12 protein-coding genes are annotated in these 13808 nt (G+C 39.1%); 4 read left to right on the forward strand and 8 right to left on the reverse strand.

Annotation, left to right across the window (positions count from 1 at the left end; all coding sequences use genetic code 11):
* Positions 1 to 42 precede the first annotated feature (42 nt).
* The 3 genes from clpB to rluD form a co-directional block, all read right to left on the reverse strand.
* Positions 43 to 2619 (reverse strand): ATP-dependent chaperone ClpB, encoded by a 2577-nt coding sequence (clpB, locus tag CMT41_RS13640; RefSeq protein ID WP_058027568.1) that lies wholly within the window; start codon positions 2617 to 2619, stop codon positions 43 to 45.
* A 212-nt stretch (positions 2620 to 2831) separates the two neighbouring features.
* Positions 2832 to 3767, reverse strand: a complete 936-nt coding sequence (pgeF, locus tag CMT41_RS13645; RefSeq protein WP_058027569.1) for a peptidoglycan editing factor PgeF — start codon at positions 3765 to 3767, stop codon at positions 2832 to 2834.
* Positions 3742 to 4722 (reverse strand): 23S rRNA pseudouridine(1911/1915/1917) synthase RluD, encoded by a 981-nt coding sequence (gene rluD / locus CMT41_RS13650; protein WP_057181839.1) that lies wholly within the window; start codon positions 4720 to 4722, stop codon positions 3742 to 3744. Before rluD ends, pgeF begins: the two co-directional genes overlap by 26 nt.
* Before the next feature lie 174 nt (positions 4723 to 4896).
* Here rluD and CMT41_RS13655 point away from each other — a divergent pair, with 174 nt between their 5' ends.
* Positions 4897 to 5655 (forward strand): outer membrane protein assembly factor BamD, encoded by a 759-nt coding sequence (locus CMT41_RS13655; protein WP_058027570.1) that lies wholly within the window; start codon positions 4897 to 4899, stop codon positions 5653 to 5655.
* A gap of 201 nt (positions 5656 to 5856) precedes the next feature.
* On the opposite strand, the gene CMT41_RS13660 is transcribed toward CMT41_RS13655, so the two are convergent.
* The gene (locus tag CMT41_RS13660) at positions 5857 to 6942 is read right to left on the reverse strand and encodes a hypothetical protein (protein ID WP_058027571.1); all 1086 of its coding nucleotides are present in this window, start codon (positions 6940 to 6942) and stop codon (positions 5857 to 5859) included.
* A 471-nt stretch (positions 6943 to 7413) separates the two neighbouring features.
* Between CMT41_RS13660 and CMT41_RS13665 the strand changes: the two genes are divergently transcribed.
* A complete protein-coding gene (locus tag CMT41_RS13665) occupies positions 7414 to 7623 on the forward strand; it encodes a hypothetical protein (RefSeq protein WP_058027572.1) in 210 nt (69 codons plus the stop codon).
* Between the two features lie 195 nt (positions 7624 to 7818).
* On the opposite strand, the gene CMT41_RS13670 is transcribed toward CMT41_RS13665, so the two are convergent.
* Both CMT41_RS13670 and glnB read right to left on the reverse strand, forming a co-directional pair.
* The gene (locus CMT41_RS13670; RefSeq protein ID WP_083494194.1) at positions 7819 to 9015 is read right to left on the reverse strand and encodes an IS4 family transposase; all 1197 of its coding nucleotides are present in this window, start codon (positions 9013 to 9015) and stop codon (positions 7819 to 7821) included.
* Between the two features lie 311 nt (positions 9016 to 9326).
* Positions 9327 to 9665, reverse strand: coding sequence for a nitrogen regulatory protein P-II (gene glnB / locus CMT41_RS13675; protein ID WP_057181841.1), 339 nt, complete (start codon positions 9663 to 9665; stop codon positions 9327 to 9329).
* Positions 9666 to 9816: 151 nt separating this feature from the next.
* On the opposite strand from glnB, the gene nadE reads away from it, so the two are divergent.
* Complete coding sequence (gene nadE, locus CMT41_RS13680) at positions 9817 to 10662, forward strand: ammonia-dependent NAD(+) synthetase (RefSeq protein ID WP_058027573.1); 846 nt, start codon at positions 9817 to 9819, stop codon at positions 10660 to 10662.
* Between the two features lie 91 nt (positions 10663 to 10753).
* Positions 10754 to 11380 carry a GspH/FimT family pseudopilin gene (locus CMT41_RS13685; protein ID WP_058027574.1) on the forward strand — a complete coding sequence of 209 codons (627 nt, stop codon included), beginning with the start codon at positions 10754 to 10756 and terminating at the stop codon, positions 11378 to 11380.
* A 243-nt stretch (positions 11381 to 11623) separates the two neighbouring features.
* On the opposite strand, the gene CMT41_RS13690 is transcribed toward CMT41_RS13685, so the two are convergent.
* Positions 11624 to 12598 (reverse strand): transposase, encoded by a 975-nt coding sequence (locus CMT41_RS13690; protein WP_058027575.1) that lies wholly within the window; start codon positions 12596 to 12598, stop codon positions 11624 to 11626.
* Between the two features lie 353 nt (positions 12599 to 12951).
* Complete coding sequence (locus tag CMT41_RS13700) at positions 12952 to 13380, reverse strand: hypothetical protein (RefSeq protein ID WP_058027577.1); 429 nt, start codon at positions 13378 to 13380, stop codon at positions 12952 to 12954.
* Positions 13381 to 13808 lie beyond the last annotated feature (428 nt).

The following is a 13808-nucleotide window of genomic DNA, read 5'->3' on the forward strand; positions in this document are numbered from 1 at the left end:
AGCGATAATCATTCACTTAATTATCCACAAGCTGACAAAAGGCTATTGGTAGGTGAAGTTCAATTTATTCTCAACAACACTCACTAATATGGTAGTGCCTTTGGCAAATTCACTACTGAGAATTTTTTGAGCTAATGGGTTTTCAACCATTTGTCGAATAGCACGTTTTAAAGGTCTTGCGCCAAAAACAGCATCAAAACCTGCGGTAGAAATGAGCGATATTGCCTCATCAGTTATTTCTAAATTGAGCTCTTGTGCCGCTAATCTTTGTGCCAAAGCTTGAATTTGTATTTTAGCAATTTGTTTAATTTGCTCAGCGACCAGCGGATGAAAAACCACCGACTCATCGATACGGTTAATAAACTCAGGTTTAAAGTATTGTCCTAAAATATTCATTACTTGTGCTTTCATTTGCTGATATTGACTCTCACCAGCAAACTCTTGAATGACATCAGAGCCAATATTTGAGGTCATAATAATAACAGTATTTTTGAAATCAACAGTGCGACCTTGACCATCCGTTAATCTGCCATCATCAAGAACTTGTAATAGAATATTAAACACATCTGGATGAGCTTTTTCTATTTCATCAAGTAAAATGACAGAATAGGGCTTTCTGCGTACCGCTTCGGTTAAATAACCGCCCTCTTCGTAACCAACGTAGCCTGGTGGTGCTCCAACTAAGCGTGCTACTGAGTGTTTTTCCATAAACTCAGACATATCAACACGAATTAAAGCATCTGGAGAGTCGAATAAAAACTCGGCAAGTGCTTTGGTTAACTCAGTTTTACCAACCCCCGTTGGTCCTAAAAATAAAAAAGAACCTATTGGCTGACTAGGGTCACTCAAACCAGCCCGAGATCGTCTAATAGCATTAGCCACTGACGTGACGGCTTCATCCTGCCCAATAACACTTTGGTGCAAGCTATCTTCCATATGTAATAACTTATCTCGCTCTTGCTCTAACATTTTAGCAACAGGAATACCGGTAGCACGACTGAGTACATCAGCAATTTCAACTTCGGTAACTTTATTGGCTAACAAGGTCATTTCTTGCATTTCAGCTTGGCTAGCTAAATCTAATTGCTTTTCAAGCTCGGGCAATTTGCCGTATTGCAATTCAGACATACGATTTAAATCGCCGGTTCTTCTTGCCGCCTCAAGTTCAATACGTGCTTGCTCAAGTTCTTCTTTGATTGTGTGGGCACCATAAAGTGCTGCTTTTTCCGTGGTCCACACTTCATCTAATTCATCATACTTTAGCTGTTTGTCGGTAATTTGTTGCGAGATGATAGCCAAGCGCTTAATGGAAGCCTCATCTTCATCTTTTGCTAATGCCCTTTGCTCAAGCTTTAACTGAATTAATCGTCGTTCAAGCCTATCGAGATCTTCTGGCTTAGAGTCCATTTGTAAACGAATGCTCGATGCCGCTTCATCAATAAGATCGATGGCTTTATCCGGTAATTGTCTATCACTAATATAACGATGGGATAACGTTGCTGCCGCCACAATGGCAGGATCGGTAATATTGACTGAATGGTGTAACTCATAACGCTCTTTTAGACCGCGCAATATAGCAATAGTATCTTCAACACTTGGCTCTTCGACTAAGATTTTTTGAAAACGTCGCTCAAGCGCAGCATCTTTTTCTATATATTTACGGTACTCATCAAGCGTAGTAGCGCCAACACAATGCAAGTCACCTCGAGCTAACGCCGGTTTTAACATATTACCCGCATCCATGGCGCCATCGGCTTTTCCGGCACCGACCATGGTATGTAATTCATCGATAAAGAGAATGACTTGACCTTCTTCTTTTGCCAATTCATTCAGCACTGCTTTTAAACGCTCTTCAAATTCACCTCGATATTTTGCACCGGCAACCAGTGCTCCCATATCCAGTGATAATACCCGCTTATTTTTCAAACCTTCGGGAACTTCATGGTTAACAATACGTTGGGCTAAACCTTCAACAATAGCCGTTTTACCGACACCGGGTAGCCCTATGAGTACTGGGTTGTTTTTAGTCCGACGCTGTAAAACTTGCAATGTACGACGAATTTCATCATCACGACCGATAACGGGATCAAGCTTACCCTGCTCAGCGAGCTCGGTTAAATCAATGGTATATTTATTTAAGGCTTGGCGAACACCTTCAGCATTTTGTTCCTCAACCTTTTGACCACCACGAATATGTTCAATCGCCGACTTTATTCGTTGTTGATTGGCCCCTAATTCGATTAGAATTTTTCCTAAGGGGCCTTTATCTTCGATAGCAGACAATATAAACATTTCTGAAGAAATATATTTATCAGACATTTTTTGTGCATGTTTATCACATAGATTTAAAATTCGGCCTGAGGCCGCTGATAATTTCACGTCTCCGCCGCTACCTTCCACTTGCGCTAATGAAGCTAAGCCAGATTCAATTTTCTGACGCAAAGAGCGCACATCAATACCAGCACTTTTTAACAAGGCAATAACAGAGTTACCGTTTTGATTAAGTAAGGCTAACATCAAATGAATGGGTTCAATGAACTGGTGATCTTTGCCTAAGGCAAGTGATTGTGCATCAGCAATGGATTCTTGAAATGATTGGGTAAAACGATCTAAACGCATTTTTATCTCCTAATAGCAAGTGGATTCATTAAGCCTATTAGTATGACTTATTCCCCTAACGTATAGTTATGTTATAAGGCTAAAAGATTATTTTTCAATGGAATTTCAATATTAGATTGATATAAAACAATAAGCTGTCGGTTAATTGACTAAAATATTTTCCGCAAAAGTCAACCTAGATCAATTATATTCTGCAATTTAACGCCGACAAATTAGCGCCGACAAATAAGACTCGCCATACGACCCGTTATTTGCTCCTTGCGATAGGAATAATACTTATCTGTTGCTTGGTAGGTACATTCAGCTAAACATGAAATAGCAGTAACGCCCAAAGATTGTAACTGTAGTCGGGCAATTTTCTGTAAATCAGCAAAGTATTTACCACCAGCTTGCTTTATAAAAGCATCATTAAAAATCATATCTTGCTGAGTAAACACCTCTTTAACCTCACTACCCACTTCAAAAGCATCTTTACCAATACATGGACCAAGCCAAGCGACCAGTTCAGCTGGCTTACTGTGCATTTTATCTAGGGTTTTTTCAATAATATTCGCGGCTAATGGACGCCAACCACCGTGAATAGCAGCAATTTCACTGCCATCTTTATTGCTTAGTAGTATAGGCAGACAATCGGCAGTCATTATTGCCAAAGCAACATTTTTATGACGAGTGATACTAGCATCGGCCGTTATCACTTGCTCATCTACGGCAGTAATTTCTACTACTTTATTGCCATGAACTTGCTCAAGCCACTGAATTTTAACTTCTTCGATTAATTGCTTACTTGGCGTAACTTGTTTATTAATCAGTTGCTGGTTAATAAATTGCTTTAACACATTACGATGAGAAGTAACTTGCTTTACATTATCGCCGACATGAAAAGCTAAATTAAAGCCATCAAAAGGGGTGGCGGTTGAAACTTGCCCGTTTTTCTTTAGTGGCAATGCCTGTTGCAGAGGAATTCGGGTTGTTTGTAGAGCGAGAACTTTATCGCTTACTTGCGATGAAGTGGCAGATGAGGACTTATGTTTAATTCTAGAGGTAGGTAAAGCAGGCCAATTTACCAGCTCAAATGTAGAGTTGGTAAATTGAAATGGCTCATGTTCATCATGAGCCATTTTACTAGGACAAGTATTCGTCTTTGGCATTAAGCTTATTATCTTCTTGTAGAAGCTCAATTAGCTCAACAAAATCTTCTGGTAAATCAGCATGCCAAGTCATTTCCTCTCCGGTTATCGGATGAAATAAAGATAACATAGCCGCGTGCAATGCTTGGCGTTTAAAACTACGCAATTTCGTTAACAGCTCTGGTGTGGCATTTTTTGGTGGACGAGGACGACCACCATAAACAGGGTCACCCACTAGCGGATGAGTAATATGAGACATATGAACACGAATTTGATGCGTTCTTCCTGTTTCTAAGCGTAAACGTAAACGGGTATGTAAACGGTATTTCTCCAAAACACGGTAATGTGTTACTGAAGGACGACCAACAAATGACACTGCCATTTGTGTACGCTTAGTAGAATGACGACCAATTGGCGCATCAACCACACCACCTGCGGTCATAACACCACAGGCAATCGCTTCATACTCACGAGTAATTTCACGTAATTGCATCGCTTCAACTAAGTTGGTTTGCGCGGGAATAGTTTTAGCGATAACCATTAGACCGGTAGTATCTTTATCAAGACGATGCACGATACCAGCTCTTGGCACTACATCGATTTGTGGGTAGTGATGTAATAAAGCATTAAGCAAAGTCCCATTAGGATTACCGGCACCAGGATGAACAACTAAACCTACTGGTTTATTTATCACTAAAATATATTCATCTTCATAGACAATATTTAATGGAATATTTTGAGGTTCAAAACGTAATTCAGCTTGAACTTTAGCATTAATTTCAACAACTTCACCACCATACATTTTCTCACGCGGACGGGTAAGTACTTCGCTATTTACCTGCACTTGTCCGGCTAAAATCCACTCTTTTATCCGTGAACGTGAATAATCAGGAAACATTTTCGCTAATGTTTGGTCAAAGCGTTTACCTAGACATGACTCAGGCACGGTATCTTTATGTTGAATGATTTCTGACATTAAATTCTCTTTAAACTGGTTTAAACCTAGCGAATTAATCAAATTACCATTTGCACTGTGCAAGGTAAGGTTGCTAGGGTAGAATGCATATTCTTAAATATAGAAACATTTTACCCGTTTACGCGGTGGTTTGATATTTATTTTAATTAAAACAAAGTAGCGATAATAAATTTCATGGCAAAATTGACAGTAAAAATTATTTTAACCGTTTTAGCTTTGGCCCTAACTGGCTGTTCTTCCTCTGGTGCTGACATTGAGAAAGTCCCGGATAAGTCGGCACAATCATTATTTGTTGATGCTAGATCAGCACTCGATAATGGTTTATATCAAAAGGCCATTCAAATACTTGGCGCCATTGATTCTCGCTTTCCTTTTGGTCCTATTTCTCACCAAGTACAGCTTGATTTAATTTATGCTTACTATAAAAGTGGTGATGCAGCCCAAGGTATAGCTTTAACCGATAGGTTTTTAAGATTAAACCCAAATAACTCAAATATTGATTATGTGTATTATATGCGTGCACTGATCAATATTTCTACCGAAGAAAACTTATTTCAAGACTTAGCTGGTATTGACCGTACCGATCGCGATCCAGAGGCTTCACGTAGCGCTTTTAAGGATTTTAAGAGTATAGTCACTGATTTTCCGGACAGCAAATATGCTGCCGATGCACGTAAGCGCATGATTTCGATAAAGTCTCGCCTAGCACAATACGAATTGGCCGTCGCAAAATATTACATTAAACGCGAAGCTTATGCTTCAGCGGCAAATCGTGGTCGTTATATTCTTGAATACTTTGCGCCCAGCCCTGAAATAGAGCAAGCCCTTGAGATAATGATTGAGAGTTACGATAAGTTAGCGCTAACTGATTTAAAGAAAAATGCTCTGCAAGTACTGGCGGCAAATTACCCAAACAATCCATTGGTGAGATAATTAGTGATATAAACTAATTTATAAAGCTGTTCGTTAAACGGCTCATTAAGCTAGAAAACAAATAAAAACGCTGGATTACCAAGGTAATTCAGCGTTTTTTTTATTAAGTAATTTAAGTCGTTATTTCAACAGTGTCAGGATCCTTTACAGTTTACTCAAACTAACAAATCACCCTTTATTCTATACCGCATTAATTAAAGCTTATAATAACGTATGTTTACTTTTAACACGTAGCACCAACAAAGCAACAGCTAACAACATCAACATAGTTGATTTTGGTTCTGGCATTTCAGTAGTAGTGAAACCTGCAGGATCTCGTGCCCATACTGAAATATGTGAGATACCTTGAGACTCCCCCTTCTTATTTTGAAAGACATTGCTCATGTCGAAGGTACCACCTAAGTTATAAGGCACCTCTAAATTGAGTGGACCACTTTTAAAATTAAAGTCATAAACAACAAATTCATTAGTTGACTTAAAAACCAAGGCTAAATGATCAAATACCCCCTCACCAAATAACTCCTCTAACAGGTTAACAATATCCCAGTCAGGCATTATTGACCAAGTCCCTTCAGTACAGCTAGTATCATCGTCTCCTAAACCAAAGCCTTCGCCAATAATAATATTTTCAATGTCATCGTAACAGGTAAAGTCAATTGTTATTAGCTTTTCAATATCAATACCAGTCAAGTCCAAATACCCTTCATCACCCTCATTTTCAATAAGGTTATTAACGATGCCAACACCGGTATCAGAATATTGAAAACCATCTCCTTCATCTTTGCCTAGGAAAACCCAACCAGGGTCTGTTTTGTTGGTATTACCATCAGTATCATCTAAGTCTTGTAAATCTGTTTCAGGGTTAATAAATAGAATATTGTTATAACCTTCATCTCCGTTTTCAGCTAGTGGCGTTTCCGGAGTTTCTGAGTCATAAAAGGGGTCAAATAAGGTGTTATACGGCGTTAACAATGGGTCAGCAGGACTATTGCCATTATTATTACTATGCCAAACCTCACCATTGAGTAAACCGTCTTGATATTCGCCAATATTGTGCTCTTTAGGTAATGGCTGGTCATTGCCTAGTAAAAGTATGCAATCGGTAGCACTGATGCCATTGCCAGCGCCAACATCAAAAAGGGCGTCAGGGGCATCACCATCAGGGTCATATGCCAGTTGTACAAAATCTAGTTTTACATCATCGAAGCTACACATGGCTGTCGCCATAGCCGACGAGCTAGTAGCTATGGCTATAACTAAGCAGATGAATTGAATAATGTATTTCATAACGTTTCCTCATGTTATTGAATAACCATTAAACAGCTTTGGTATTATTCATATAAAAAATTCGTCATAGAAAAAGCTGCATAAATCGCACCAGAGTACAATTAAGTATATTTATTAATCAGTTGTTAACGTGCTTGATTTTGCTTGTGACAAAAGTGTAAAATAAGCCGACACTTTTAACGGATTTATCTGCAATTTTGCTTCTGATGTTAGGCAAAAAAACAGAGAATAATGGCCATCTCGGCTAACATATTTAGGCCCTGACTATGTATGACTTGATGTAATATAGTCTTTAAGAATCGCCCGTATTCTTAATTTATTTCGCGTAGCGGTGGCGACAACACCCAGAGAGAAAGAGGACTACCGCGTTACGCCTAAGTTAAGCTCTCTGGACTCTCCACGCTGTCAATAACAAAAATGTAGGGAACATTTTTGAATAGCTTTAGCTAGTCTGCGCAGCAGGTGAGTATCATGGATGATACGAGTAAACCTAGTCTTTCATTCAATCAAGTACTTCGAGGAGCCGCGTTAATGAACATCCCTGTCCAACGCCGCTTTTTCACCATCCCTGATGAAAACACCTGCGCACTTTCAATCATGTCAGGGTTTTACCACGCAGGTTCGGCGATTTTGGCTTGTTTAGTGCTCAATTGCCATATTGGCAAGTATTGGCAGTCATAAAATATTGGTAATGTGATGCCATGCTGAAGTGATAAAAGCGAGTATCACAAGCATGACGGTATATGGATATACTTTATTAGACAGTGCACACGTCACATGGATGTGACTTATGAGATAATGCAGGAGCTATTATCCTGAGCACACTGTCCTGATGCTTATGTTAAGCCCCATGGATGCTGAGGGATCCCCATTTCTTTATCTGAATTGTGCATCCGCGCATGCCTTTAACCCTCCTAGTGCTAGAGCAATGTCAGCAACATTAAACTGATATTGTTCTCGTCTGATTAACTCCTTTCCCAATCGAAAATAAGATAGTACTCGTCTAGATTTAACCGTGTTAGCTTGGAAGTCTTTATAGTAGCCTTTTATGTAAGCCATTTTTCCTACCAATATCAATGAAAATTGGGTAAGCATTGCTATCATGAGTAAAATATTTACTCGTTCTAAACTTGAACTTCGGCAAAAATTTAGTGCTAGGCCGTAACGTTCATTTTTTGTATCTCTAAAGCCTTCTTCTATCTGCATTCGTTGATTGTATAAGTTGACAATCCGCTCTGCAGGCCACTCTAATTCAGGCATGTTGCTCACTAACAACCAAGGCTCTCTACCGCCTTTAGCATACTCTAAGCTTACGCTTCTTCTACTTTTTTTACCGTCTAATGTTTTCGTACTCCTTCCTTTGGAGGCTTTTTTATAAAGGACGGCTGTGCAAGTGTGCTTTTGCGTCTTTCCCAACAAACATGTCCCTAAGTGCTTTTTTTCATTGACTTTTACTTGTGAAAATAATTCATAAACACTCTGCCATTGCTCTTCAACTTGAAGACTCACTCTACCTCGTAAACGGCCAAGCCAAAACCATCCTTGTGCTTCTACTTCTTTAAACCACGGAACCCTATAACCAGCATCGGTTGAAATTATTGGGGTTATATTTTTAGGAAGAACTAACGCTAATTTATTCAAAAAATCTTTATGAGCGGTAACCGTGCCAAGTTGTTTTTCTGGATAAACTTCTTCATAAAGAGTAAATGCTCTGCCCCCTATAGGGATCACCGCGCGCAATATTTGTTTATCTAGCCTATTTACAGGTGACCAATCAATAATAATCAAAGGATATTTGATATTCTTGAGGCTGACTTTAGCAATCGCAGCATAAACACCTATCCGCTCTTGGTGTAAATTTTCATTGCCTAATAGCCGACAGACACGTTTAATGGAGTTTTTAACTTTTGCTTTAGTATTGATGATACCTCTGCCTAAACCTGTAAGGGTAAGCGTTTCATCCATTGCAAGTGAGTCAGTACAATCTAAAACAGCTTTGATCCTCCGTTTATCATTAATAGCATTAAAAGAAGACATTTTGAAAAAGGTGTGTAACATAGTGGATGTATTCATGAATATTGACGTCAATTGGGTTTTAGAGAATTTAATAATCGCCGATATTCATGGGTACACCTAACCTTATTTAACTATTTTTATGCTTTTTTTAATGAGTCTCCCGGCCCAAGGGTTTCGCTTAGGCGAAATTTTCTGCGAAAAGAGAGGGTATCTTTAGTTAGTTTATCTCATCTTTTTTCACCGTCAGCGCTGGGGAATTAAACCCAACTAAGATTAAAAAGTTATGGGGATTCGTCAGCCATGGATGGGTTTATGCGTCTCGCTTGTTTACTCAGTAATGCTGAACTAAAGGTAGTTGTGAAGCGAGACTAGATAGCTTCGCGGTTCTCTTCACCGGTACGGATGCGGATAACACGTTCAACATCGGTAATAAAAATTTTACCATCGCCAATTTTTCCCGTTTGCGCCGTTGCTAAAATGGCATTAACACAACGATCAACATCTTCTTTGGCAACAACAATTTCTAATTTCACTTTCGGTAAAAAATCAACCATGTATTCCGCGCCACGATACAGCTCAGTATGACCTTTTTGGCGACCGAAACCTTTAACCTCAGAAACAGTCATACCAGTAACACCAATTTCGCCAAGGGCCTCTCTTACATCATCCATTTTAAATGGCTTAATAATCGCTTCTATTTTTTTCATCTGTGTTGCTCGTCAGTTAAAGTTGTATTTATTTAAACAATTAAGATATTACAGCGTGTTTATTGCTATTTAGCAATATCCAATTGGCTTTTAATTTTGTTAAACTAGTGAAAACTACATATTTTATACTCAAGCCTTGCTAGGAAGTCTTATGGATCAGCAAAACATTATTGCAGAAATGAAAGTTATCCCTGAAATTGATGTTCAATTTGAAATAAACCGCCGTGTGGCCTTTATCAAAAAACAATTAACACAATCAGGGCTAAGCAATTTAGTGTTAGGCATAAGCGGTGGCGTTGACTCTTCTACTTGTGGCCGTTTAGCGCAACTGGCTATTAATGAATTAAATGAGCAACAAGCTGAACATAGTAATAACAAAAGCTATCAATTTATCGCGGTACGTTTACCTTATGGAGTACAAGCCGATGAAGATGATGCCCAACAAGCGATACACTTTATTCAACCAAGCCATTGCTTAACCACTAATGTACAAGTGGGTGTAGAGGGTATTCATCATGAAGTTTTACAGGCAATGAGTAAGGCTGAAATTTTAATAGCTAATGATGCTCATATAGATTTTTCTAAAGGCAATGTAAAAGCCAGAGCACGCATGGCAGCACAATATCATATTGCCGGTATTGTTGGTGGCTTGGTACTAGGTACTGATCATAGTGCAGAAAATATCACCGGATTTTTCACTAAATGGGGTGATGGTGCTTGCGATTTAGCGCCACTTTTTGGTTTGTCAAAAAGACAAGTCAGAGCACTTGCTAGAGCACTGGGTGCACCAAGTATATTAGTTGATAAAGTACCTACCGCTGATTTAGAAGAACTAGAGCCAGGTAAAACCGATGAAGATGCCCTAGGGATAACTTATGAGCAATTGGATAACTTCTTAGAAGGAAAACAAGTAAGCACTGCAGTTAGTGAACATATCATCACTATGTATAATAAAACACAACATAAAAGACAAGCAATACCAACCATTTACGGTTAATTATTTGTTGAAATACTTTTAGGCTTAGCTAAATCCATTTTTATTATCTATAACTGAATAACACAAGGCAGTTAATAAAAATGGACTTTTTATGCTTGATACTCAGCCGTATGATCAAAACAGCAAATCGACTAGCAATCCGCTAACTCGTTATCCAGCTAAGTTATGTCGAGGAATGACATTAATCGAATTAATGCTCAGTATAGGTATTACTTCGATAATCACTACCCTCGCCTTACCTAACTTTAACGACTTTATTGTCCAACTCAGAGTGGATAATGAAATTTCACGGCTATCACGCTTGTTACTCACCGCGCGTAATCACGCCATTAGCAGTGACACTAATGTTATAATCTGCCCAATAGCAAGCAATGGCGCATGTTCAAGCAACTGGCACGAAGAACTGAGCGTATTTATTGATAGTAATGGCAATCAACAATTTGATCGTGCCAACAATGAACTCTTGATTGCCATTAAGGGCCCAATAAAGTCTGGGGATGTACTAACCTATGCAAAAAACAGAACTAAAATAACCTATCAGCCAACTGGGCATTTATTTGGTTTAAGTAATGGCACACTGCGTTATTGCCCGAAAGGTTATCAAGATAAATCTAGAGCGATAGTGGTCGCGCGATCTGGCAGGTTTTACGCCACCACAGATAACAACCATGATGGTAAAGATGAAACCCGCAGTAATCAGCTCATTAAGTGTGATTAACGGTCAACAGACAAAGTTGATTTTTGTTCGCTTGTGGGACGTTAAATACCTTAGCTAAGTTTTCAATCGTGAAAACTAATGGCTTATTTACTGATAAGCTAAATTGTGAAAAGTCATAATATTCTAGCTGTTTGTTATTTAGCCTCTAAGTAAAATCATGGTAAAAACAGAGATTTCACCCAATTAAAGGCATAACTAGCCTTAAGTGAGTAATTTATTTAGAAGGGGCATATTGATTAATGGTTAAGCCAGCAACTTTTGGCAAATTGACACCGTTGCTCGTTTTTTCAAATGTTGGTGTTCACAAAAATCCGTAAGTACTTGCGCTCTGCCTACTGCTCCATGAAAACATTGTCTAAATTGGGTGGTTAATACTAACCAGTTTTGGGTACTAATGCCTAAGCGGCTTAATATTTCAGGTTGGGCTTTGTCTATATAACCGCGTTTATCGGCTCGAATACATCGGCCGGTTAAATCAAGCAATTGGATATAGTCACTTAATTCAAACGGTAAACCTGTAGGCATGTTCTTTCTTGGGTTACCGATAAAGGGCAGTAATTGTTGGGCTTGCTTTCCTTTAACCGCTGCTTGTATCCGTCGTTGAATACTGGTGTAGTTCGATGTTTCTGGGGTTTTAGCACTCTTAGCTCTAATGGGATTTAAATCGACATAAGCCATACAGGCTATTAACGCGGCGTCATCAAGCAAGGCTTGAGATTTAAAACGTCCTTCCCAAAACCTGCCGGTACAGCCATCTTCTCGATTGGCTTGTTTAGCAATGGTTTCATTTAAAATACGCATAAACCAACTGATATCCATCAATCGCTGACGATAAACCTTGGCAGTTTGTTCGACAACCTGTTGTAAGGTGTCAATGAGTGGCTCACCCCGTAAATATTGTTGCGTTAGCAAGGTTCCTTTAAATAGCTGATGCCAACGGCTAATCACTTCATGCATTGACCATGACTTCGCTTGCTGCTCATCAATAAACAACACTAAATGGGTGTGATTACTCATGACCACATAAGCACAGACATCAATAGCAAAAACGTCACTTAACTCCTGTAATTTATCGGCGACCCAAGCACGTCTATGCTCATAACTTTGTCCGGTAAATTTATCTTCACCACATAGATATGCTCGGCGAACACAACGAGAAACACAATGATAATAAGGTGTATCAACTAAGCTTATTTGCTGTTTTCTTGCGGTCGCCATAATAACTCTCAAAGATATTCATTGATGGTTATTTGAGCATAGCTGATGCCACTCATTATTTCCATTTGAGTGGGTGTCTGCTATATTTTATAATGCCAGCAAGTTTATCTTCCGTATCCCAGTCACCGTCACCATCGGTATCATAACGGGTATGCTTGCGTAGTGGCGTGCAGCTGGTGGGTAGGAACAAATCATAACCAGTCTCGTCTTCAAACTCTCCTCCATCCTCATAGAATCCCTCCTGAGCACCATCGGTGATAGCATAGATGGTTACGTCACAGCCAACTAGAGGTGTAATTACAGATATGACAATCAGCTCATCTTGATGGGCAGGTATGCGACCTTCATTTAGTTTAACGGCGCTGTCTGGACGGGATATATATATCACATGCAAGAAGAACATTCTCTCCGATAAGAGCGTTTGCTACGCCGTCACAGGTTCCATCTCCATCAACACAGTCGATCCCTGTCGCAGCCTCTTCGGCGCCCGGTGAGAGATTAAAGGTAGAAGTCAGTTGCTCTAGGATCTGAGCTCCCATTGGGACATTGGAAGGAATATCTAAAAAGTATTCATAACACTGCGGTTCATCTGAGCCCACCAGAATAGTTCCGTCTCCCGTTGCGACAACAGTGTCTGTTAAGCACGCAACTGGCGAGTCTCCAAACGCTGTAATGGCCAAATTTTTGTTTTTCCCTTTGCCTGCAGGAGGAGCGGCAAAAACAGAATTTGCAATCAAGCTAATGACAACTGCAAATATAGAAAACATAGTGAATTTTTTCATGTTAAATTCTCCAGTTTAGAGTTAAATATCATTGAACAGGCCCTTACGGATTCTCAATATACTTGTTACTAGTTAGGATTAAGTCTCACTTTTATCACCGTTAAACCTGTTATTTCAAACTCGCTGCTAATTTCTTTGGTTAAATAGCTTTCTATGTTAATTAAATACAAATATGAATAGATTCACAATACCAAGCAATGCAAACCAAAAGAATACAGCAGATAAACTTTATGCATAACTCGTGCAATAATAATATTCACAATATTTTTCATCTTGTTAACTCAGCAAGGAAAAAGTCAAAGCGGAAGTAAGGTTAAAAGTGTAAAATTATTCGACAGTTTAATTTTAATTTTAAACTTAATCCTATATTTCAGATGAGCACCTTATTTACAACCTGATTACTATTCTCTCTAGCTAGAGCGTAGCGA

It is taken from the genome of Colwellia sp. MT41 (genome assembly GCF_001444365.1).
In the GTDB taxonomy this organism is placed as follows: Bacteria; Pseudomonadota; Gammaproteobacteria; order Enterobacterales; family Alteromonadaceae; genus Colwellia; species Colwellia marinimaniae.